The sequence below is a fragment of the Gloeocapsa sp. PCC 7428 genome (genome assembly GCF_000317555.1).
In the GTDB taxonomy this organism is placed as follows: domain Bacteria; phylum Cyanobacteriota; class Cyanobacteriia; order Cyanobacteriales; family Chroococcidiopsidaceae; genus Chroogloeocystis.
The window spans coordinates 2434696-2456619 of the sequence record NC_019745.1 but is presented as its reverse complement, the minus strand read 5'-3'; the positions used below and the strand labels follow the sequence as shown (position 1 = coordinate 2456619).

At 43.4% G+C, this 21924-nt stretch carries 19 protein-coding genes; 9 read left to right on the top strand and 10 right to left on the bottom strand.

From position 1 onward, the window contains the following. Positions 1 to 216 precede the first annotated feature (216 nt). A complete protein-coding gene (locus GLO7428_RS10725) occupies positions 217 to 909 on the bottom strand; it encodes a phosphatase PAP2 family protein (RefSeq protein ID WP_015188570.1) in 693 nt (230 codons plus the stop codon). Between the two features lie 34 nt (positions 910 to 943). Continuing rightward, a complete protein-coding gene (locus GLO7428_RS10720) occupies positions 944 to 1177 on the bottom strand; it encodes a hypothetical protein (protein ID WP_015188569.1) in 234 nt (77 codons plus the stop codon). A 161-nt stretch (positions 1178 to 1338) separates the two neighbouring features. Between GLO7428_RS10720 and GLO7428_RS10715 the strand changes: the two genes are divergently transcribed. Together GLO7428_RS10715 and GLO7428_RS10710 are read left to right on the top strand one after the other, a co-directional pair. Next, complete coding sequence (locus tag GLO7428_RS10715) at positions 1339 to 3441, top strand: NAD(P)/FAD-dependent oxidoreductase (RefSeq protein ID WP_015188568.1); 2103 nt, start codon at positions 1339 to 1341, stop codon at positions 3439 to 3441. A gap of 306 nt (positions 3442 to 3747) precedes the next feature. Beyond that, positions 3748 to 4854, top strand: a complete 1107-nt coding sequence (locus tag GLO7428_RS10710; RefSeq protein ID WP_015188567.1) for an RNA-guided endonuclease TnpB family protein — start codon at positions 3748 to 3750, stop codon at positions 4852 to 4854. Between the two features lie 105 nt (positions 4855 to 4959). Here the strand turns inward: GLO7428_RS10710 and GLO7428_RS10705 are convergent, their stop codons facing one another. From GLO7428_RS10705 to GLO7428_RS10675, 7 genes are all read right to left on the bottom strand, one after another. Beyond that, entirely contained in the window at positions 4960 to 6204 is a 1245-nt protein-coding gene (locus GLO7428_RS10705; protein WP_015188566.1) for a hypothetical protein, read from the bottom strand. Positions 6205 to 6730: 526 nt separating this feature from the next. Further along, positions 6731 to 8254: an Ig-like domain-containing protein gene (locus tag GLO7428_RS10700; RefSeq protein WP_015188565.1), complete on the bottom strand. Its 1524-nt coding sequence runs from the start codon at positions 8252 to 8254 to the stop codon at positions 6731 to 6733. Positions 8255 to 8340: 86 nt separating this feature from the next. Beyond that, a complete protein-coding gene (locus GLO7428_RS10695) occupies positions 8341 to 9141 on the bottom strand; it encodes a TIGR03943 family protein (protein WP_015188564.1) in 801 nt (266 codons plus the stop codon). Between the two features lie 8 nt (positions 9142 to 9149). Beyond that, complete coding sequence (locus GLO7428_RS10690; protein WP_015188563.1) at positions 9150 to 10175, bottom strand: permease; 1026 nt, start codon at positions 10173 to 10175, stop codon at positions 9150 to 9152. A 706-nt stretch (positions 10176 to 10881) separates the two neighbouring features. Then, positions 10882 to 11376, bottom strand: coding sequence for a GNAT family N-acetyltransferase (locus GLO7428_RS10685; protein ID WP_015188562.1), 495 nt, complete (start codon positions 11374 to 11376; stop codon positions 10882 to 10884). A 10-nt stretch (positions 11377 to 11386) separates the two neighbouring features. Then, positions 11387 to 11977 (bottom strand): ribosome maturation factor RimM, encoded by a 591-nt coding sequence (gene rimM, locus GLO7428_RS10680; protein WP_015188561.1) that lies wholly within the window; start codon positions 11975 to 11977, stop codon positions 11387 to 11389. Positions 11978 to 11985: 8 nt separating this feature from the next. Next, complete coding sequence (locus GLO7428_RS10675; RefSeq protein WP_015188560.1) at positions 11986 to 13269, bottom strand: valine--pyruvate transaminase; 1284 nt, start codon at positions 13267 to 13269, stop codon at positions 11986 to 11988. A 337-nt stretch (positions 13270 to 13606) separates the two neighbouring features. Between GLO7428_RS10675 and glgP the strand changes: the two genes are divergently transcribed. The 4 genes from glgP (at position 13607) to GLO7428_RS10655 (ending at position 18459) form a co-directional block, all read left to right on the top strand. Next, positions 13607 to 15877, top strand: a complete 2271-nt coding sequence (glgP, locus tag GLO7428_RS10670) for an alpha-glucan family phosphorylase (RefSeq protein ID WP_231295578.1) — start codon at positions 13607 to 13609, stop codon at positions 15875 to 15877. Positions 15878 to 15903: 26 nt separating this feature from the next. Next, positions 15904 to 16743, top strand: coding sequence for a Tab2/Atab2 family RNA-binding protein (locus GLO7428_RS10665; protein ID WP_015188558.1), 840 nt, complete (start codon positions 15904 to 15906; stop codon positions 16741 to 16743). A 147-nt stretch (positions 16744 to 16890) separates the two neighbouring features. Continuing rightward, complete coding sequence (locus GLO7428_RS10660) at positions 16891 to 17271, top strand: hypothetical protein (protein WP_015188557.1); 381 nt, start codon at positions 16891 to 16893, stop codon at positions 17269 to 17271. Between the two features lie 315 nt (positions 17272 to 17586). Next, a complete protein-coding gene (locus GLO7428_RS10655) occupies positions 17587 to 18459 on the top strand; it encodes an S-methyl-5'-thioadenosine phosphorylase (protein WP_015188556.1) in 873 nt (290 codons plus the stop codon). Positions 18460 to 18605: 146 nt separating this feature from the next. Here GLO7428_RS10655 and GLO7428_RS29725 read toward each other — a convergent pair whose 3' ends face one another. Next, positions 18606 to 18752: a tyrosine-type recombinase/integrase gene (locus tag GLO7428_RS29725; protein WP_081588064.1), complete on the bottom strand. Its 147-nt coding sequence runs from the start codon at positions 18750 to 18752 to the stop codon at positions 18606 to 18608. A 204-nt stretch (positions 18753 to 18956) separates the two neighbouring features. Here GLO7428_RS29725 and GLO7428_RS10645 point away from each other — a divergent pair, with 204 nt between their 5' ends. From GLO7428_RS10645 to GLO7428_RS10635, 3 genes are all read left to right on the top strand, one after another. Further along, positions 18957 to 19661: a class I SAM-dependent methyltransferase gene (locus tag GLO7428_RS10645; RefSeq protein ID WP_015188555.1), complete on the top strand. Its 705-nt coding sequence runs from the start codon at positions 18957 to 18959 to the stop codon at positions 19659 to 19661. Positions 19662 to 20077: 416 nt separating this feature from the next. After that, a complete protein-coding gene (locus GLO7428_RS10640; RefSeq protein ID WP_015188554.1) occupies positions 20078 to 20512 on the top strand; it encodes a DUF29 domain-containing protein in 435 nt (144 codons plus the stop codon). 306 nt (positions 20513 to 20818) lie between these two features. Then, entirely contained in the window at positions 20819 to 21916 is a 1098-nt protein-coding gene (locus GLO7428_RS10635; protein WP_015188553.1) for an aldo/keto reductase, read from the top strand. Positions 21917 to 21924 lie beyond the last annotated feature (8 nt).

Below are 21924 nucleotides of genomic sequence, written 5' to 3'. Positions count from 1 at the left end.
AGTATGATAATGTTGCTGATGCTGGCAAAGACGCAATATGAACGTGAATTCGACGGGATGTCTGGCGATTAAAATCGCGGCTTGACAAGCAAAATCAGCGTTGCTTAAACCGAGTGGTTTCAACTGCTAGCTTTTCTTCGTCGAACTGACGTTATATCAACACTAAGGAGTAACTACAGAAGACCTTGGGATATTTCCGAAAATTTTTGGCGTGTTTTATCGATGAGAAGATACTGAATCTTTTGCAGCCTGAGCGTAGCGGCGGGCTCGACGTTGACGCCAAACTCGCAAGCTAAGGATACACGCAATTAGCCATACTAAGCCTGCTGCATATCCAGCAGCCACATCGGTTGGCCAGTGAACGCCAAGATACATTCGACTAAAGCCGATTAAAATAACGAGTACAACTGTTAAGCTCGTTATTAATTTTCGATGTTGCGGGAAGTAATTCGTCAAAATGTAACCAATAACACCATAAATTACAAGTGACACCATTGCATGACCGCTGGGAAAGCTATAGTTTCTTACGTTAATGATGCGTTCCCATAAAGCTGGTCTTGCTCTTGTAAACAGTTGTTTGAGCAAATAGTTAAGAAGTACCGCACCAATTGCTGCTATTCCTAATGTGATTGCTTGGGAATGATGCTGTTTGTATAACCAAATTCCTATAACTAAGCAAATCACAAACAACACTATGGGATCGCCTAGAAATGTTGTCACAACCATCGCGCGATCGAGCCACGGATTGTGTATTCGTTGAATCGCTAGCAAAAATCTGGTATCGAGGGCATAGCTCTCTTTTTCTAAAACCTCATCCGCAATTTGGGCAAATACCCATAACGAGCCGCCCGCTAGTAAAAGTCCGACTACTCTGATTCGGAATACTAGCGAAATTAGTTGCGATCGCATTTACTACGTTTTACTCAAATCGTCTTTTCCCAGTTTAGGAAAAACTCTCCCAAGCTTGAGCAACTACATCACTTAACCAGCGTCGTTGCTGGACATCGAGTAAACTATCGTCGGCTAGCACTTGAGCCGTCAATTGTTCTAATGATTGACCTTGAGCGCGGACAATTGTAATTACGCCAGCGATCGCGGCTGCGACTAATTCTTCGTCTACAGGTCTTTGGCGTAGATCGGCAATTTCTTCAGGACTCGCAGGAATGGGATAATGCATAGCGGGTTTTTACACAAATAGGAACTACTTTAATAAACTTAGTTAGATTGTAAACTTTCTTAAAGAAATTCTCAGTTAACTGTATGGGGAAGTTTAGCGCAAATTGTGATTTTGTCAACTCTATCTGCATAAATAATTAACTCGGAGTTAAGATCAGCAAAATGAGAGAACTTGTTTACATAGAAATTCCCACACCAGATACAGCGGCTGTCTGTAGCTGGCTGCAAACGGCATGGGTACCGGAAAAAGGAGAAAAAATTATTACTCCTGAAGGGCTACGTCTAAGAATGCCCCAAAATTTATCTCCGGTAACGTTTATTTCAGATCCTTCAGAAGATCAACTGCCTTGTGAACTCTCCGTTTTTGTTTGGTCTGTGCAGCGGACAACGTATCTTAAAGTATTTCGCTGGGGCGATCGCGCTTTCCCAAATGAAAAGCAAATTCTGCAACGCCTGGTAGCACAACTACGAGTTCAATTTCCGCACAATTACCCCGAACCCCCCGAAATTGGCAATCAATCAATTTTTGCTGCGCTAGCTTCCTATTATCCTTTGACTGTCAAGTTTTTTCAGAAATTTCCCCAAGGAGAGTATGACTTGACACGTGCTTATTGGTGGGAGAAACGATGGCGCGAAGGTGTCCGCAATCCCCAACAGCCCCAGCAAGTTATTTTCAAGCAAGTTGGTACCGAGCAACAGCCCTCAACACCCACTTATGACTTGATTTATGTAGGTGGCGCATTAGGCGTTATTCATGCGGCGGTGATGGCACAGTTAGGGTACAAAGTGTTGTTAATCGAGCGCTTACCGTTTGGGCGAATGAATCGCGAATGGAACATTTCCCGCGCCGAACTTCAAAGCTTAATTAACTTGGGTTTGTTTACCGCAGTTGAGTGTGAAAGCCTGATTGCGCGCGAGTACAAAGACGGATTTAATAAGTTTTTCGACGGCAATAACCCAAATCATCTGAGATCGTCTGTTTTACACACTCCCACTGTATTAAACGTTGCGCTCGATGCTGAAAAGCTATTGCGGATGTGTGGCGAAAAGTTACAAGCGGCTGGGGGAGAAATTTGGGATGAGACGGAATTTCTCAACGCGGTGATAGCAGATACACATTTAACAGTAAAAGTCAAGTGTTTATCTACAAATCACGAGACAGAAGCAACGGGACGCTTACTTGTAGATGCGATGGGAACAGCATCCCCGATCGCGTGGCAGTTAAACGGCGGACGAGCGTTTGATAGTGTCTGCCCGACAGTCGGGGCGGTCATTTCTGGCGGTTTTGCCCCAGAGGTGTGGGATGCGCACTACGGCGATGTTTTAAATAGTCATGGCGATATCTCGCGCGGACGACAGCTAATTTGGGAATTATTTCCAGGTGCAGGCGACGACATTGCCATTTATCTATTTCATTACCATCAGGTAAATGCAACAAATCCTGGCTCGTTACTTGAAATGTATGAAGACTTTTTTACAATTCTGCCTGAGTACCGCCGCTGCGACATGGATCAGCTGGTTTGGAAAAAAGCAACATTTGGTTATATTCCAGGACACTTTAGTACGAGTAGCCGCGATCGCACAGTTGCGTTTGACCGACTGATTGCGATCGGTGATGCTGCATCACTGCAATCACCTTTAGTCTTTACTGGCTTTGGTTCTTTAATCCGCAACCTCGAACGTTTGACGACGCTGGTAGATACTGCCCTCAAGCACGACTTACTCAAATTTCACCACCTTAATCAAATCCGTGCTTACCAAAGCAATGTTGCTGTTACTTGGCTGTTTTCCAAAGGTATGATGGTTCCCACGGGTAGGTTTTTGCCACCGCAGCGCATCAACTCGATGTTAAATACTTTCTTTGGCTTATTGACCGATGAACCGCTAGAAGTCGCTGATACTTTTATTAAAGATCGAGTAGACTGGTTAACCTTTAATCGCTTAGCGTTGAAAGCCGCCAGAAAAAATCCTTCTCAGGTCTTGTGGATTTGGGATTTAGCTGGAACAAAAGATCTTTGGCGATGGCTTGGTAACTATCTTAACTTTGGCTTGGCTGCCGTAATCAGTGCTTTACTCAGTAGTTGGTTTCCTAGCTTGCTGCGTCAAATACAACCTTGGTTAGAGCCGCGTTATCCAGCTTTATGGCTAAAGCTCCTAGCTTATAACTACGAGCTTACAGCTGGTCTAGGACGTTCTTATCATACTAATCAGCGTGTCAAGCGGGAGAATCCGCAAGCGAGTAGTCAGATCGAAGTCAGAAGCTAATCAAAACAACAATTTCGGTGTTGCTGAGTCACTCCTGATTGCCCTCAACCCACGTCAGTTCGACGCCACTTGCTACAACAGGAGATACTCTTGCATGAGAATAGCGGCTTCCCAATTCTGGGAAGCTTCCAATCTATTCAAAGTCCCTCACCAGTGAGGGATTTAGGGAGTATGAACTGTTAAATAAATACTTACACAAACTTAGCACAACTTGTACATAGTTTCCCATGATATGTTGTCATTAATGTCTTCTTTTAGTGCCAAGATATATGGTCGCCGTTCAGCCGAACGAAGGAAGAAAAATTAATGTTATTAGGTTTTAAGACCTGTCTTATATTAAATAATAAACAGCGAACCTTAGTAGCTAAACACGCAGGTACAGCTAGGGATGCTTATAATTGGGCGAATGGTTTAGTTAAAGAAATACTAGACCACAATAAAGCTAACCCAACTAATAAAATAAAGTTTCCTTCAGCTATTGAATTACATAAGTGGTTAGTTGCAATACGTAAGAAGGATAAACCTTGGTACTATGAAGTCAGTAAGTGCGCTCCTCAATATGCATTACGTCAATTAAGAGAAGCCTGGGATAGGTGCTTTAAGAAAATATCTGGTGTACCTCAATTTAAGAAGAAAGGCAAGCATGATAGTTTCACTCTAGATGGCTCTATCAAAATACTAAGTAGTAATAAAATCAAAATACCTATTATTGGTGTGGTTAAAACTTATGAAAGATTACCTCAACTCGACTTAGTTAAGAATGTAACTATTACTAGACAGGCTGACAAATGGTTTATTAGCTTTAAGATTGAAGCTGAAGAACTAACCACTACTAGCTCAGATATAGTTGGTGTAGATTTAGGTATTAAAGCTTTGGCTGTATTATCTACAGGTAAAGTGATTGATGGTGCTAAGTCCTACCGTAAAGCTGAGAAAAAATTAGGTAAACTGCAACGTGAAGTTAGCCGCAAGGTAAAAGGTTCTAACAATAGAGCTAAGGCTGTAACTAAACTAGCGAAAGCACACGCACGTATAGCCAACATCCGTAAAGATACATTACATAAACTCACTACATACTTAAGCAAAAACCACGCTGTAGTTGGGATTGAGGATTTGAATGTATCAGGAATGCTAGCTAATTATAAGCTAGCTAAAGCTATTGCTGATATGGGATTTTACGAATTCCGTAGACAGCTTGACTATAAATGTAAACTCTATGGTAGCAAGCTAATTGTTATCGATAGATGGTTTGGAAGTAGCAAAACTTGTTCTAATTGTGGTTGCGTAAAAGAATCTCTATCGTTGGCTGAAAGAACATACTACTGTGGTGAGTGTAATTTCAGTATCGATAGAGATTTGAACGCAGCGATAAATATAGAACGATACGCGGCAAGTTCTGTCGTGTCTGTCTAGGGATGGAGTGCCTCCGAAGGTTCCAGTTGAACTAGAAAGTGAACTTCAAAGTTGAGTATTTATACTCAGTTAACTTTGTGTAAGTTTCTCAGAACGGTTCTCACACTATCTACTATGCGCAAAATTTGGTAATTCGATCGCCGCTAAAGTCTTACGCTTTTTAGCAACTCGCGAGGGATTTACTATGGGTGAAGGCCAGTTTGGATTCGCAAAAAATTCAGTTTCTTCCCATGTAAGTAACTCATCTAACTCGGTTGTTGGTTCTGCAACAGATTCAGATTGCGCTGCTATATCACTTTCTGGATTCAGTTCCGTTGTCGTGTTGCGATCGCCACTAGTTGTAGCGGATGATTCTAAATCTTCGGCAGACGAAAGATTTTCTATAGTTAAGGTTTCATAATCCGAGGCTTCTGTCACTTCCACTGTCTTCTGAGACACAGCATTAGCGCTAGTATCGCTGAGTAAATTCAAGACAGCATCATGTTGCTCTTGTGCGGTTTTCCCTAAGGTGGCGATCGCTTCAGGAAATTGTTCAATAAAAGTTTCTACTAAAGTTTCGTCTACAGGTGTTTCTGTAGTGTGCTTGAATGTTTGTGTGGTAAATACTTCAGTCTCAGGTTTCGATTCTTGGACTTCTTCTGCGTGTACTGACCAAGGCGGAATCGGTTGCGCTTGTGCAAATCTCGCTTGATTTGGTGCTGAATCAATATCCGAGTCGCGAGTTACTGTATAAGTAAAAATGCGATCGCCCTCAGTATCAGTAGCAGGTTTGGATTTATTGCTTGATTGGTCAAAGCATTTGTCTAACGCTGCTTGCAGTTGCCTTCTGCGGTCTTGTTCGCGCATCAAGCGGCTATGTAGATCTTGACGCTTGCTTTCGCTTTGTCGCAGTTGGTAAGTTTGTTCGTTGTAAGTTGCTTGCGTTAACAACCACTCATGTTCAATCTGGTTGACGCGTTCTTGACTCGCTTGCAACTGAACTGTCAAGCCTTCAATTAAAATTTGTTGCTGCTGAGTTGTTTGTTGGTTGATTTGTTGTTCCTGCTTGAGTCGCTTGATTTGTTCTTGCGCTGTCTCTAACTCTTGTATTTTCTGCGCGACCTGCGTCTGTAAAGTTTGCGATCGCTCGCGCTCAATTTGTAAATTTTTTCTAAACTCTACGAGTGCTTGTTCTAACTGCGTTACCCGCTGTTGTAGCTTGTGATTTGTTGAGCATAATGCTTGATTTACAATAGCTATTTCGTTTTCAAAACTTACAGGGGTGCTTAGCAGATCTTCTATTGCTTCCACGCGGCTGGAAGTCACGATTTCTGCCACATAATTTTCTCTTTGAGTCAGTTCCATATTCATAGGCAATTTGCCCTCAGCAAGCGCATTAGCATAGAGTACTCGTTCAGTTGCAGCTGAGTGAGTATTGTTGACGTTTGAGGAAATACTTAACTACGTTAATTTATCAGCTTTGTTCATAGCACATTGCTTGATGCAAGGATGCTATATTCAGCACAACTTCTGTGTCTGTGATGTTCGTCACACTTTATTTAGAGGTCTTGGTTCAGCAGGAATAAGAATGTACTTGTGAATACTTAAATAACTCAGATTGATACCGCAACGCAGCAACACACAAGTTGATATGTTCAATTAGATGGACATGATATTAGGTCTTACTTAAGAAAACAAGAGGGCATCATTGAAGTATTTACATAACTAAACTGATAATTATGCATATAAACGCCGCGAACGCAGACTCATCAACAATTAGGCTTGTTGTTTCTTTGAGCGATCGCTTAGTAAAGATTTGTGTTATTAGTTGAGGAACAAAGTAATTTGGCAAACATAAACGCAACTTCGTAGCTAGCAATGACAAATACTTCAGCACTTAAGGAAGCCAACGCGGATGAAAACCTGGTAGAGGAAGTTGTTCGGGCTGCATAAATGGCTGTGGAGACGACGTTTGAGATAAGATTGGCAGTAACCATAACCGACTCGTTGCGATCGCCTCGCCGTCACTCGTGCGCGGTCCTGTCAGTGCTGGATTCGCTGCGTTTGTGACAACTTGGTCAAACAACACCGCCAAACCATCGGGTGCTAAACTCATCTGGACATCGCGTTGCTCAGGTAAAATCACCAAAGGTTTTTGGTTGCCTGTTTTTAGGTCAATTGCGACTAAATACGGTTGTTCTTCGTATTCCTCTTTTTCTAGCAACTGCGTGAGGAGACAATAAAGATTTTGGCGTAGAGGATCAAACTGACAGCTTTTAATCGAACCTGTTGTCCGCACAAGTTCGGTTGGTTCGCCTTGACTTGTTACCAAAAACAGCGATCGCGTGTAATCCGAATTAAATTTCACCATCGTCGCTTGGGTACCATCGCGCGAAAAACTCAGTACCATGCCATACTCTGGTAGAAAATCGAGCGGCTTCTCTGCGTCTGGTTGTAACGGTAAAATTCCAACCCCTTCGCCTTGTGCTACCGCAACTGAGGTGCTATCAGGTGTAATCATAAAATCGCCTCCTGGCTGGCTATTCAAGCGTTGCGGTTTTTCGTTATTACGCAGTAACCACAAGCCAAATTCTCCAGGATTTTGTTGATTCACGCGTTGCACAATAATCTTTTGTCCGTCCGCAGAAAGGTCAAATTTTAAGTTTTGATAATTTTTGTTATCTAATATCAGGTTAATTTTACCTGCTGGTTCGGGATTAGTCCTATTTCCAACAAAAGGTAAGCGTAAGCCGAGAAAAGTGCGATCGCTTTGATTTATAAGATCAGAATTGATTCCTGTCGTTACCGTGTAAAGCTGTGAGGCGAGTAAGTCCTGATTATTGCTTCGCTCGGTAGCAGAGAACAAAACTTTTTTTCCATCGGGATAAGGCTTGAAGTCAACAACAACTAAATTTCTCGGTGTGAGAATCGTCTTCTGCTGTTGTGAGAGGTTGTAGAGGATCAAGCGTCCTTGTTCGTCTCCTTCGACTCCAAGATAAACAAAAGCGCGATCGCGCGTACGAAATCGACTACTAAACGGCTGCATCACTTTTGGAGAATTTTCAGCGACAGAAAGACGATCCTTAGCGCTGTGTAAATTAACTTGATAAGAATTTCCATAGGGTGCAGGTGCTAGTAGCGTATACGCCATGCGTCGCCCCGCCCAACTAATTTTTCCTGGTAGCGGCGGATCGATTTGTAAATTTTCCTCAACGCTTACCGTATCCATCGGACGGCTAAAATTCAAAATAAAAGCAGTGTCTTCTGCTCCAATCGCTTTTCCATCCCAGCTAAAATCTCGCACTTGTGGTGCGACACCATCTCCTCGCAACAGCAGCAGTCCAATGAAAAAACTCAACACCAGCATTAAGGTGAGGGCGACGCGATCGAGTGGTTGCAGAAATTTATGACTGACAGACATAAAGCAGGGGTCAGGGATTAAAATCAGGTTGTATTAAAGTGATGAAGTACTATCAAGAGTAATGGCGCGTCTACCTGAGCGATTAACTAATATTCATAGGGGTTTTCAGGTTCAGCAATAGGCTTAAGCGAAGTTGCTTGAATCGTTAACTGACGTTTTCCAACTAAAGTGTCAGTCGCCATTGTTCCTTCAACCTCCAACCAGGTATCGGGTGGGTAAGCTTGGCGCGATGCACTCAGTTTCACAGGTAATCCTACAGGATAAGCATCAGCAGCACAGCAAGTAATTACAAACCGCGAGATCAAAATGTAATCGGGGGGTAATTCGGGTGGATGAATCACAAAGCCCTGCACCTTAGCACGTTGTCCAGCATAAGCATCAGGTTCAGGATAAACATTTAAAGTTCTCACCCAGTCTAAAAGCGATCGCTCTTCAGGATTGCGTGCACTCCGAAAAGCCTGCGGTTGCGCCCGCGTTGCACCCAAAGAATCGGTTACACCGCGATCGAGTGCAGTTTGACTTGCAAAAACGCGGGGTGTAAATGTTAACCCAATAATTGCGGTAATTAATAATAGGCTACTACTCATTCCTGGAGGAAATAACGTTACGTGCTGCACAATCGCGCCTTTACTGGAACGCCGTTGTCGCAATAGTTGCCATGCTTTACTACTAGCAATAATCAGTAAACCAATTCCGCCTGAAATCACTAACCAAAAATAATCAGGATGAATCAGCAAATTCAGCTTACCAGTTAGCCAATACCGCAGCATTAAAATGCCCCAAGCACCAATTGCTAGTACATCCAGCCACGTGAAAAACCAAGCTTTACTTTTGGCTTGGCTTGGACTCAATTTTGCTTGTTTACGCTTGAATTTACCGCCGATCATATAAGTAATTAAATAATCTGCAAGTTGATGAATAAAGTAAATAAAAATGTTAATTGAGCCGCTAAAGCAAATAAGTAAATAACAGCTTTAGGCTTAAAAATTGAGAGCATTAAACCAATTGCTTTTAAATCAATCATGGGTCCAAATATTAAAAATGCAAGCAGCGATCCGCTAGTAAATGTCGAAGAAAAAGAAAGCGCGAAAAAAGAATCAACTGTAGAACAAATCGACACAACCGCCGCCAGCAGCATCATGGCAATAATTGATGTGACTGGACCATAACCTAGATTTAAAATTACTTCGCGCGGTACAGCAACTTGAATAAAAGCAGCGATCGCACTCCCAAACACTAAAACCGCACCCAACTCCCGCAGTTCCTGTATTGTGTTGTCTACTAATAATCGCAAACGGTCAGACAACGGTTTTGTTGGTGCCGTAGCAGCTAAGCTTGCCTGAAGTACAGTAGCATCCATGCGTACCATTTGACCAGGTTGATTGAGTAAAAATGTTCCTGATTGTAATAGCGGTGATGCTTGTGTTGATTTTTTAATATCTTGCTTTGGGCTAAAGTTATATTCCCAACTTTTAGCAATTGCAGGTTGTAGCAAAGGCTTAAGATCTTTTTGAACGCTAAAAACCCACCCGACGATAGTCGCAATTATTAATGAAAGCGCAATTCTCAGCACAACAATTTCTGGTTGATCGCGAAACGCTGTCCAAGTTGCCCAAATGACGATTGGATTCACGGTTGGTGCTGCTAACAAAAACCCGATCGCCACTGGTGTTGGTACTCCCTGCATCAACAATCGCCGCGCAACGGGGACATTACCGCATTCGCATACAGGAAACAAAAAACCTACCATACTACCAACCAAAGCACCCAATAACGGATTTTTAGGAAGTCTGGCGATTAACTTTTGCTCATCAATAAACAATAGCAGCACACTAGATAACAATACCCCTAATAACAAAAAGGGCATTGCCTCTACGAGCAAACTTAAAAACAGAGTGAAGGCGTTGTTGAGTTGAGTCATGCGTTTGGCTGTGAGGATCAACAATCTACAAACGTCTGCTAAGCCATTCTATAAGGAGACTGGAAGAAGACAAAATATAGACATTCAAACATATATTCCTACTTCGACATGACTTGAACGCATAAAATCATAAATGACGAAATAACGAGATGACAGTTCCAATTTCTGCGATCGCGTAGTTTGTTTAGATTTACACTCAGTACAGTCTTGTCTTAGGTTGTTATAAATTTATCAAAGATTACAACATTTGGAACTCTATTTCTATGGTTTTACAACAATAGGTGTGCTAATACTTACCGACTTGTAGCAAGTAAGAATATCTTGATTTCGCATTGACAAACACTGATGAAGAACATCTTTTCCAAGTAATTCTTCTGGCAACATCCTATACAAAGCCTAGAATCAAGCTGAGTTGTGACAAGCGAACACCTTACCGATTAATTTTTCTCTCGATCGAGAGACTGCTTTCTTACCCATCGATGCAGGCAAGCGCAATTAAGTTGCATATTTAGGAATTTGCAATTGCGCTGGTGAAATTCCCACAATATTTCTATTTTTAATAAAAACTAGATGCAATTTTACTATTTTGTTCGAGATAAACACGGCGTTAGTAGAATACGACAATTAAACACTTATGCTTTAACTTTATAATTATAAGGTTACGCTGTTAGTATTTATTGAATATTGCCAAGGAATCTTTAATTTATCATGCGGCAATTTTATAAGCTGCAATAATTAATCCGCGTTTTTCACCATCAAGCACGGCAATTTCAGGCAAATGTCCCTTTGGCTCAAAACCAAGTTTCTCAAACATTCGCCGACTTGCATCATTGTGGTCAAAATACATTGCTAGCAACGTTGTCACGCCTAAGCTAGGGCAATAATCGATCATCCGGCGGACTAACATTGTGCCATAGCCTTTACTCTGATGCTGGGGTGCGATATAAATACTAACTTCCGCAGTGGCATTATAAGCCGGACGTCCACCATAAAATGAAGTCAGACCAATCCACGCAACAACTTCGCGATCAATTTCCAGTACCCATAGAGGGCGCGATGCATTATGTTTTGCAAACCAATCTAAACGACTCTCAACACTAATTGGTTCAGTATCTGCGGTTGCTTTGCGCGTGGGAATCGATGCATTATAAATCCCAATAATATCTGGTAAGTCTGAAATCAGTGCATTGCGGATCTTCATACCGGATATATTAGATTTCCATCAACCCAGGTGGCGGAGTAATTTCGACATAACGCGCTTGCAAATCGACTACAGGAACAATCTCTTTCACAAAAGGAATCAAAACCGTCCGAGAATTGTTATCTGCAATCGGATCTTGATATAATTTCACTTCTAATAAATCATTCCCCGCAGGAAGGACATCAACCACAGCACCAATCTTCGCTCCCGATTCCTGCATGATGACTTCCAAGCCCACCAAGTCCAACACATGATATTCATCTTCGCCTAGTACAGGGCGATCGCTTTCGCGAACCAACAACTTACACCCGCGCAAAGCCTCCGCCTGATCGCGGTTTTCCACTCCCAAAAATTCCACCACATACAAATTCTTACCAGCCAGATACCGCCCACTCAACAATTCAATTGGGCGTGGTTCCTCATCTTGAGAACACAACAACCATCGCGTTCCTGGCTGTTCAAACCGTTCAGGAAAGTCAGTATCAGGATAAACCCGCACTTCGCCATTCAACCCTTGAGGTGCAACAATCCTCCCAATCTCCAACCACCCCGAACTCTCTTGTTCTAACTTCGCGTCCTTTGCGCCTTTGTGGTTCGCCATCAACTTTATTACGCACTCACAGCCGCACGTTGATAAACCTGTTCAGTCACCTTCGCCAAACGTTGCATCGCGGTTGCAATTTCTGCATCACTCGCCGTTAGACTAATCCGCAAACACTGCTGCTTATGCAACCAACTTTCGCGCAAACCAGGGAAGAAAGTACTACCAGGAACAACAATCACACCCACTTGCTTTAACTGTTGATACAACTCCCAATCAGTAATCGGCAAATCTTTCAACCACAACCAAGCAAAAATTGCTCCTTCACCGCGATGTAAAAACCAAGGTAAATCTTGCGGCATCGCTGCATTGAGTGTATTTTCCAGAACAGTAAATTTATTTTGGTAAAAAGGTCGAATCACGCATTCAGCAATTTCCGCCAACGCCCCAGAGTTAATCGCGCGCGCTGCGATCGCCTGTCCATACCGCGACGGGTGAATGCACATATTTGTTTGAAAAGATTCCAGCACCTGAATCAACTTCGCATCACCAATTGCTACCCCAATGCGTTCTCCTGGCAATCCGGCTTTCGATAAACTCATACAATGCAGAATATTACTACCAAACACCGGTGTCATTTCCGTAAAATTCAACGCAGGAAACGGTGGTGCGTACGCGGAATCAATAAACACTGGTACCTCATACGGCGCAGCCAAAGCCGCAATTTTTCTGACTTCCTCATCTGTCATCACATTTCCGGTAGGATTACACGGACGCGAGAAAATCACACAACCAGTACTTTCGGTAATCGTCAATTGGCTAAAGTCAGGGCGATATTTGAACCGATGCGCAGCAGCATCAATATCAAGAGTTGGCTTGTAAGCAATCAACGCCTCCGGAACCAAGCTAACACCGCCGTAACCCGTGTAATCTGGGCTGAGAGGTAAAACGATTTGTTTTAAGTCCCCATCACTCGTGTATCCGCCAAAAGCATTCGCGGCATAAAAATACAGTGACTGACTTCCAGGAGTAATCAAGATATTGCGATCGCTTAAGTTCAAGTTGTAGCGTCGATTAAAATCGTTAGCGATCGCGGTAATTAATGGCCCATAACCTTGACTCGAACCGTAGCGACAAACGACCTCACCGTAATCTTCACTTGCTAAAAGTTGCGCCGTACAGTCTCGCCACAGTTGCTCTACTTCAGGCAAAATCAGCGGATTTCCCGCACTCAAATTAATAAATTCCCTACCTGAGCCAGCTTGTAGCGTTTCAATAATATCCTTCATAATCGCCCTGACGCCTGTCAGGTTGGACATTTGGTCGCCAATTTGAGTCAGGGCAGGGTTCATAAGTCGTCATTCATCAAGTAGTGGACAATTTGTAAGCAAGTGTTTTATTTAGTACTTGTACTTACCGAATTAACTAAAGATACACTTCTAACAGCGCTAAACGTTGATTCTACTGCGTATAGCCACTGCAAGCTGGTCATTTTTAAAATAGCTTAACTCTTAATTTATACATAAAATTTTACAAATGGAAAGGTTTTGCAGATAAAGCAAAGATATATTTGCATAAAAAGCGTGTAAAGTTGCCCACACCGCGCCCAATTGTAGAATATGCTAGCTAGCAGGAAACCAGTTGTTTTTCAGAAGCATAGTCCCAGAGCGCTGATATCTCTGAGAAACAGTGAACGATGTGACATGGTTTCAACCGACGAGAATCAAGCATAACTCCAAGAACTTTATGACGAATAACGGTGCATTAACCCCTGCGCAACAGCTTAGTAAAAAGTTACCTCAAACGCTGCGAAGATTAGCAGACTTGGCATATAACTACTGGTGGAGTTGGACAACCGACCGAGTTTCTTTATTTCGTAACATCGATCCCGAAGAATGGGAAAACTGCGGACACAACCCCGTAGCGATTTTAGAGTCTGCTTCCTACGAACGCTTGACGCAACTTGCCGAAGATCCTTTTTACCTCAGTCAACTACAATCTTTAGTTGCAGAATTTGACCAATACATGGCGCAGCAAGATACATGGGTTAGCCGCGTTGCACCACAAACATCAGCCGAACATCCGATCGCTTACTTTTGTGCTGAATTTGGCATTCACGAATCCTTACCGATTTACTCTGGAGGTTTAGGAATTCTCGCTGGAGATCACCTCAAGTCAGCTTCCGATTTAGGAGTCCCGATGGTCGGGATCGGCTTGCTGTATCGCCAAGGCTATTTCCGCCAACGCTTAAACCGTAGTGGTTGGCAAGAAGATTACTACGTTGACAATCCTTTCTCTCAAATGCCTTTAGAGTTAATTAACAACGACCAAGGCGAACCCCTCACCATCGAACTGGAAATCCGCCAGCGCTGCGTTAAAGTCCAAATTTGGCGCACTCAAGTCGGGCGCGTCAGTCTTTATCTGCTAGATAGCGATCGCGAAGATAACGATCCGATTGACCGCTGGTTAACTGGACACCTGTATGGTGGTAATCAAGACACGCGCATTGCGCAAGAAGTCGTGCTAGGAATTGGCGGCGTTCGCGCCCTCACAGCATTGGGGATCGCGCCTTCGGTGTATCACCTCAACGAAGGTCATGCAGCATTTTGCACGCTGGAAGTCGCGCGACAAGAAATGGAACGCACAGGAAAATCGTTCTACGATGTCGAAGCTAGCGTCCGTAACCGTTGTGTTTTCACAACCCATACTCCCGTCCCAGCCGGTCACGATGTCTTCTCTGGCGACTTAATGGACTCTTACTTTGCGCACTACTGGGTGCAAATGAAACTGTCGCGCGAGCAATTTATGGCTTTAGGTGCAAGACGCCTTGGCGATCCTTGGGAACCTTTTGGCATGACAGTGCTAGCATTGCGGATGTGTCGTGCAGCCAATGGCGTGAGCGAACTTCACGGTTATGTTTCGCGTAAGATGTGGACAATTTTGTATCCGGATCGTTCCGAAGACAAAGTACCCATCGGTCACATTACAAACGGAGTTCATGCACCTACGTGGACTGCACCTCTTATGGCAGACTTGTATGCCAAGTATTTAGGTGAAGACTGGAAAACCCGCGTTATCAATCCAAAAATGTGGGCAAAAGTCGATGATATTCCTGATGAGGAATTGTGGTGGCGACATCAAGTTCTCAAAGAAAGACTCATCGCCCACACGCGCTTTCGCGTCAGAAAAGCACGAGAACAACGCGGCGAAAGCTACGAACACATTCAAGCAACCGAAACGCTGTTAGACCCCAATGTACTCACCATCGGATTTGCACGACGCTTTAGCCCATACAAGCGCGGCGATCTCATTTTGCGCGATGCGCAGCGAGCAATCAAGATTTTTGGTAACGCCGAACGTCCAGTGCAAATTGTCTTTGCTGGTAAAGCGCACCCTGCTGATGAAGAAGGTAAGCGGATCATTCAACGGATTATGGAATGGTGTCGCAACAACGCGATTCAAAACCGCGTGGCGTTAATTGAAGACTACGATATTTACACTGGTCAAAAACTTGTACAAGGTGTTGATGTCTGGCTGAATAACCCGCGTCGTCCTTTAGAAGCTTCAGGTACAAGTGGACAAAAAGTCTGCTTCAACGGTGGGATTAATTGTAGTGTTTTAGATGGCTGGTGGTGTGAAGGCTATCAAACAGGTTCTGATGGTAAAGGACTGAATGGCTGGGCAATTGGCGAAGATGCACATACCAGCGACCAAGAAGTGCAGGATCGTATTGATTCGCGATCTTTGTATCAGTTGCTTGAAGAAGAAATTGTCCCGCTATATTACGATCGCGATGCCAATGGTATTCCTCGACGCTGGATTCAGATGATGAAAGCATCAATTAAAACGAATGCACCGTTATTCAACACCGATCGCATGATCTCAGATTACGTATCGCAAGTCTATGTACCAGAGATTGCTAGCAGTGTGGCACCAATTCTTGCCAAGGTGATGGTGTAGTCAGCTTTTCTGCGTACAATTTAGAAATGATGGCTCAGATCGTTTGGCAAGCTGATTTTTATCGTCGTCCGTTGCGGGATGCAGCTGGACAAACTTTGTGGGAGTTACTCGTTTGTGACTTAACTCGCACAGTCGAATTTGTCGCGCTGTGTCCCCAATCGCAAGTTAACGCGCATTGGCTTGTGGAACAATTGCAGCATGTTGCAGATAAAATGCCAGATACCATCCAGGTGTTTCGTCCGCAGTCACTTAGTCTCATCACCGCTGCTGGAGAACAACTCGGAATTACCGTAGAAGCAACGCGAAGAACGGATGCTTTAAAGCAATGGTTACAGGAGCGATCGTCCCTCTACCGTAGTATGGATAATTACACAGGAGAAGCCTACGACCTCTTAACACTTGAAAAGCCGCCACCAACGCCACTCCCTGAAAAATTATGGGGCGAACAGTGGCGTTTTGCTGCGCTGAGTGCCAAGGATGTGGAAGAAGCATTTCAAGAACGCCCTATTCCGATTTTGAATATGCCACCAGCACTCATGCCCTTACAGTTAGGATTGGCTTCCAACATTGCAATACCAGGTGTCATTATCTATGGTGGACGGCAATCGATGCGTTTAGCTCGTTGGTTACAAGAGGCAAATCCTGTATCACTAAACTATATCGCTGGCGCTCCTGATGGCTTAGTGTTAGAAGCAGGTTTAGTAGACCGCTGGATTGTGGCAACGTTTGAGGATCGAGAAGTTTCTACGTCTGCGCAAAATTATGAACAGCGCAAACAACAAAGTAAAGGATTGCATTTTTTACTCGTGCAGCCTGATAATTCTGATATAACGTTTAGTGGTTTTTGGCTACTACGCCAAGATTAAATTTAGTGACAAGTTGCATAGATAGTTCAGTTATTAATATTTATTACCCTTGTTAAAAGGCTTAACACTGAAGATAGATGCAGCAAAATAAGCTAGGTCTTAGCATGATAAAACTACATAAACATAAATCTTTTTGAGGCAAAATTCATGGAAAATGAAGCACATTCTAAAGAAAAAGTGACAAAACATGAAGAGTTAGAAACCTCTACAGCAGATCGTGGTATTATTCCAGCCGAAGTAGCTGCACGTATGGATCGCGAAGGTGGTGATTATCGTACTACTGCGGATGAACAAGCTGATCCTGAGAGCATTGATGTAACTGGGGGCGCAACCGTAGACCAAGAAGGTTTAGCAAATAACTACGCGATTGAACCTGAGATGTATTACGATACTCCAGGGGATGCGAGTCAAGAAGCTGCACAAGAGCAAGCTCATCGCGCACAAGAACTTGCTGAAGCTAATCAAGATAAGCAAGGTGAGTTAACAATGGAAGAAGATAATCGTGGTAGAGGTCCAGGAGCAGTTTAAGAAAAAGTTATAAGAACTAACATAACCGCTCAGAAGATGTTAAGGCAAGAATCTTGAGCGGTTTTTGTTTTTAAACAATGAGTGCTTATCTAAATTGTAAGATTTTGGTTGAAACGTAGCCTCTACAGGGCTTGACATAAGCTACAACATAAACTTCAAAATACTCGAAGAAACGAAACAAAAGGAGATTTTTACGAAAGAATTATGATTTCTATAACTTAGTATTGCTTTCGTAATTTTGTTTTGTTCTGCGCTTTTTTATTGGTTAATTATCGGTAAAATAGATTGACAATTGTAATCTTATACTGATTAAAAATGACTCAAGCTCAAATAGGGATTATAGGTGGTAGCGGTCTATATAAAATGGATGCGCTTAAAGATATTGAAGAAGTACAAATATCGACACCATTTGGTTCGCCTTCGGATGCAGTGATATTGGGAACTTTAGAAGGTGCAAGAGTTGCCTTTTTAGCACGTCACGGTCGCAATCATACTTTACTACCATCAGAATTACCTTTTCAGGCAAATATTTTTGCAATGAAGCAGTTAGGAGTTGAATATTTAATTTCTGCTTCTGCGGTTGGTTCTTTGAAAGAAGAAGTGAAGCCGCTTGATATGGTAGTACCAAATCAATTTATTGACCGGACAAAAAACCGCATTTCAACATTTTTTGGCGAAGGAATTGTAGCGCACATTGCGTTTGGCGACCCTATTTGCGCTCAACTTGCCGGAATTTTAGCAGAGGCGATCGCAACTCTTAATTTACCAGATGTGACACTACATCGTGGTGGAACTTATGTTTGCATGGAAGGTCCCGCATTCTCGACCAAAGCCGAATCGCATCTTTATCGTAGCTGGGGCGCTACTGTCATTGGCATGACAAATCTACCCGAAGCAAAATTAGCACGCGAAGCAGAAATCGCCTACGCAACATTAGCCCTCGTAACAGACTACGACTGTTGGCATCCAGATCATGACAGCGTTACGGTGGAAATGGTAATTGCCAACTTACAATGCAATGCAACGAATGCCCAAAAAGTCATTCAAGAAACCGTACGCCGCTTAAGTCAAAATCCACCACAATCAGAAGCACACTCAGCATTAAAGTACGCAATCTTGACTCGACTCGATCAAGCACCAGCAGCAACAAAAGAGAAATTACATTTGTTATTGCAGAAGTATTTGTAAATGATGGTAAGGAAAAATTAACTGACAAATCCAATCGTACTTTGCGCTAGTAGGATGTTTTCTGTCTGACGCAAAAGGTAAATTAACCGAACTATAACCTGATCAATGAATTTTCAATTTTTTAGCAATACTTTCTGGAAACATAGTCACTCAAATTTCATTTCCTTTGTATCGCGCACTGTAATTGAATCTTGAGTAAGATCAATATCTTTAACGCACAAATTTAAACCTTCACTCAAACGCAAATCAGTACCGTAAAGTAACCTAATTAACAGTTGGTGTACTCCCGACATATTTTTGATAATAGTAAAAACTGTTGATAAAAGTGTTTAAATTGGATAACATCTTACCCTTGTTCAAGTAACGGCGTTGCTCTATAGTAGGATGTGTTATAAAGAGAAATTTCGTTTAATACTCTAAGAATAAGGATGTCATACATAAAAATTCTTGATAACACCAACAGTTAGCTGCCCAAAGCACATTGGAAGGAGTTTCGTATGCCGCGTTTCTCTACATTTGATCGACGCAACTACCGAACTGTGGCAGCGCGTGAAGGCTACGCTCAATGGGCAGCGACCTACGAGGATACGGTAAAACGTGACATGGATCTGTGGTTGCTCGACCAGATCCAAAGCGTCAAGTGGAGTGCCGTCGATCGTTGCGCGGATCTCGGCTGTGGAACAGGACGTACTGCTGCATGGCTGGCAAGCCATGGTGTACGGAAGATCGATGGTGTCGATGCCACGTCCGAGATGCTGGATCAAGCTCGAAAGCGAGATGTGTTTGCGTCCCTGCGCGTGGCAGATGTTTGCATGACTGGACTGCCAGCAGCTAGTTACGATTTGATCATGACATGCCTCGTTGACGAACATCTTGCTGAGCTTACACCGTTGTATGCAGAAGCAGCGCGGATTGCTCGGCGTGATGCGGCGTATGTGCTTGTTGGATTTCATCCATTTTTCATCATGGCGACAGGAATGCCGACGCACTTTCAAGGAGCAAATGGAGAGCCAGTCGCAATCGAGACGCACATCCATCTGTTGTCCGACCATGTGCAGGCAGCGATCGCGGCAGGCTGGCAACTGGTCGAATTGCGCGAACAGGTCATCGATAATCGTTGGATAGAGACGAAACCGAGTTGGTCGCCCTATCAGGATGTGCCTATCAGTTTCGCGTGGGTGTGGCGGCGGTGTGAGATTTGAGTTGATATTCGTGCGGCTAACAATCCCAATGCACCGGAACAACTAAGCTGATCGGTGAGTTGCAAAGGGTATCTGTGTCCGGTGATTGGGAACGATATACGGAAAAATTCCATACAGTCCTCTTGTAAAGGGTAGTTATACAGAAAGATTCGGCATAATCATCCGAATAGGAATGTAAAGAAGAAATTTCTGTATATTAAGACATAAGGTAAAGGTAGTTGTAACCTTTAATATCTTGCGATCAAGAAAAAAATTATATGGAAAGTTTCTGTTTAATAAATAGTTAGCTCTCCGGTGCGGGTTAGGGAGTAGTTCGAGTCCTGTAATTTCTGGTAACGGCTGCGACTTTGAGCGTTATTATTGAGCAACGAGGCTTCCTAAATAGGTGCTGCGTACTGTTGAAGTACAGATTGAACATGAGCGAGAAATATTTAGAGGATTTTAGTTCGTGGATTAACCAAACAGCCCAACTGTTACGGGAACGTCGTTGGCATGAAATCGATGTGCCGAATTTAATTGAAGAGGTTGAAGACTTGGGCAAAAGCGAACGACGGGGAATAGCCAGTCAGCTAACTCGTCTTTTACTGCATCTCCTCAAGTGGCAGTATCAACCTCAACGCCGCTCGGATAGCTGGCTTGACTCCATCACTGATGCGCGGACTCAGATTGAATTGGCAATTGAAGATAGTCCTAGCTTGAGGAGTTATCCGGTAGAGCAACTTGAAGAGAGTTATCAACGCGCGCGTCGTCAAGCTGCTAAACAAACGGCTATAGAAATTTCGGTGTTCCCAGAGACGTGTCCATACCCTCTAGAAATGGTCTTGTCAGAAGACTGGCTACCGGAGAGCTAACAACTCAAATGCAGCGGACAGATGAGAGCTAGTTGTGGTGAGTTTGAGGTTACTTGCCACTGCTCAGGACTTGGCTCACTAGGTCTTACAGGTAAAAATAAACTATGCCGATTTCACGTTAGATAAAGCGTCACTTTTCTGACTTTTTTACTACAAAGGACGAAACAAAGGCTGTCGATGAGATTTCAAGGTCTATACCGCACAACTTCACATTTAGCTCTTAAATAAGCTTTTCGCCCCCTACTACCTGAAGGTAGGTTTTTTTACAATCAAGGAGTGCTAACAGGAAAAGGGAGGTGATAGCTGATGAGAGAAGAATCAGGAACACCACAAAAGTACTCGCACATTTGGCAGCGACGGCAATTTTTACTGCGCGCTAGTATTATTGGCGCTGGAGGTGCGATCGCCAGTTTGATTTGGCAAAAACACAACACCTCAGCAGCAACACAAAGCCAAATAGCTAATACTCGCGAAGATTTTGGGACAATCCCGCGACGGATGCTAGGTAGAACAGGCGTAGAAGTGTCGGCTTTATCGCTCGGAGGCGCACACCTCGGTAACATCAAAGATGACCAAGTTGCGGTGCGGATTGTTCAAGAAGCAATTGACGCGGGTGTGAATTTTTTGGATAACGCTTGGGAGTATGGTAAGGGGCGCTGCGAAGAATTAATGGGTCAAGCGCTGCAAGGCGGAAGACGTGACAAAGCATTTTTGATGACAAAAGTTTGTACGCACGGACGCGATGCGCGTGTAGCAATGCAGCAGTTGGAACAATCTTTACAACGGTTAAAAACCGATTACATCGATCTGTGGCAAATTCATGAAGTGATTTACGACAACGACCCTGAACTACATTTTGCCCAAGGTGGTGTGATTGAAGCGCTAGAACAAGCCAAACAACAGGGAAAGGTTCGATTCATTGGCTTTACAGGTCATAAAGATCCTGCAATTCATCTCAAGATGCTGGCGTACAAATACCCCTTTGATACTTGCCAGCTACCCTTAAATTGTTTTGATGCTAGCTTTCGCAGTTTTGAGCAACAAGTGCTACCAGAACTTAACCGCCAGCAAATCGCAGCGATTGGGATGAAAAGTTTGGGAGGTGATGGCAACGCATTGAAAAAAGGAATCGTTACAGTAGAAGAAGCACTCCGTTACGCTATGAGTCTCCCTGTAGCGAGTACGGTTAGCGGTATTGATTCTTTGGCGGTGCTGTACCAGAACCTACGTATTGCTGGAAACTTTCAGCCGATGAGTACACAAGAAATGCAAGCTGTACGCAATCGATATGCTAGCTACGCCGCAGATGGACGCTTTGAACTGTACAAAACATCAAAAAAATACGACGGGAGACCAGGTAGAGAACAGCACGGCTTTCCGCTATCACAGCAGTTGAAACTTTAGGAGAAATT

Excerpts from the sequence above, each read along its gene's own strand:
- GLO7428_RS10710 (WP_015188567.1), top strand. The coding sequence starts at position 3,748 with ATGTTATTAGGTTTTAAGACCTGTCTTATATTAAATAATAAACAGCGA.
- GLO7428_RS10705 (WP_015188566.1), bottom strand. The coding sequence starts at position 6,204 with ATGAATATGGAACTGACTCAAAGAGAAAATTATGTGGCAGAAATCGTG.
- GLO7428_RS10725 (WP_015188570.1), bottom strand. The coding sequence starts at position 909 with ATGCGATCGCAACTAATTTCGCTAGTATTCCGAATCAGAGTAGTCGGA.
- GLO7428_RS10665 (WP_015188558.1), top strand. The coding sequence starts at position 15,904 with ATGATGGCTCAGATCGTTTGGCAAGCTGATTTTTATCGTCGTCCGTTG.
- GLO7428_RS10690 (WP_015188563.1), bottom strand. The coding sequence starts at position 10,175 with ATGACTCAACTCAACAACGCCTTCACTCTGTTTTTAAGTTTGCTCGTA.
- GLO7428_RS10660 (WP_015188557.1), top strand. The coding sequence starts at position 16,891 with ATGGAAAATGAAGCACATTCTAAAGAAAAAGTGACAAAACATGAAGAG.
- GLO7428_RS10695 (WP_015188564.1), bottom strand. The coding sequence starts at position 9,141 with ATGATCGGCGGTAAATTCAAGCGTAAACAAGCAAAATTGAGTCCAAGC.
- GLO7428_RS29725 (WP_081588064.1), bottom strand. The coding sequence starts at position 18,752 with ATGTCGGGAGTACACCAACTGTTAATTAGGTTACTTTACGGTACTGAT.
- GLO7428_RS10700 (WP_015188565.1), bottom strand. The coding sequence starts at position 8,254 with ATGTCTGTCAGTCATAAATTTCTGCAACCACTCGATCGCGTCGCCCTC.
- rimM (WP_015188561.1), bottom strand. The coding sequence starts at position 11,977 with ATGGCGAACCACAAAGGCGCAAAGGACGCGAAGTTAGAACAAGAGAGT.
- GLO7428_RS10675 (WP_015188560.1), bottom strand. The coding sequence starts at position 13,269 with ATGAACCCTGCCCTGACTCAAATTGGCGACCAAATGTCCAACCTGACA.
- GLO7428_RS10640 (WP_015188554.1), top strand. The coding sequence starts at position 20,078 with ATGAGCGAGAAATATTTAGAGGATTTTAGTTCGTGGATTAACCAAACA.
- GLO7428_RS10720 (WP_015188569.1), bottom strand. The coding sequence starts at position 1,177 with ATGCATTATCCCATTCCTGCGAGTCCTGAAGAAATTGCCGATCTACGC.
- GLO7428_RS10645 (WP_015188555.1), top strand. The coding sequence starts at position 18,957 with ATGCCGCGTTTCTCTACATTTGATCGACGCAACTACCGAACTGTGGCA.
- GLO7428_RS10685 (WP_015188562.1), bottom strand. The coding sequence starts at position 11,376 with ATGAAGATCCGCAATGCACTGATTTCAGACTTACCAGATATTATTGGG.
- GLO7428_RS10635 (WP_015188553.1), top strand. The coding sequence starts at position 20,819 with ATGAGAGAAGAATCAGGAACACCACAAAAGTACTCGCACATTTGGCAG.
- GLO7428_RS10715 (WP_015188568.1), top strand. The coding sequence starts at position 1,339 with ATGAGAGAACTTGTTTACATAGAAATTCCCACACCAGATACAGCGGCT.
- GLO7428_RS10655 (WP_015188556.1), top strand. The coding sequence starts at position 17,587 with ATGACTCAAGCTCAAATAGGGATTATAGGTGGTAGCGGTCTATATAAA.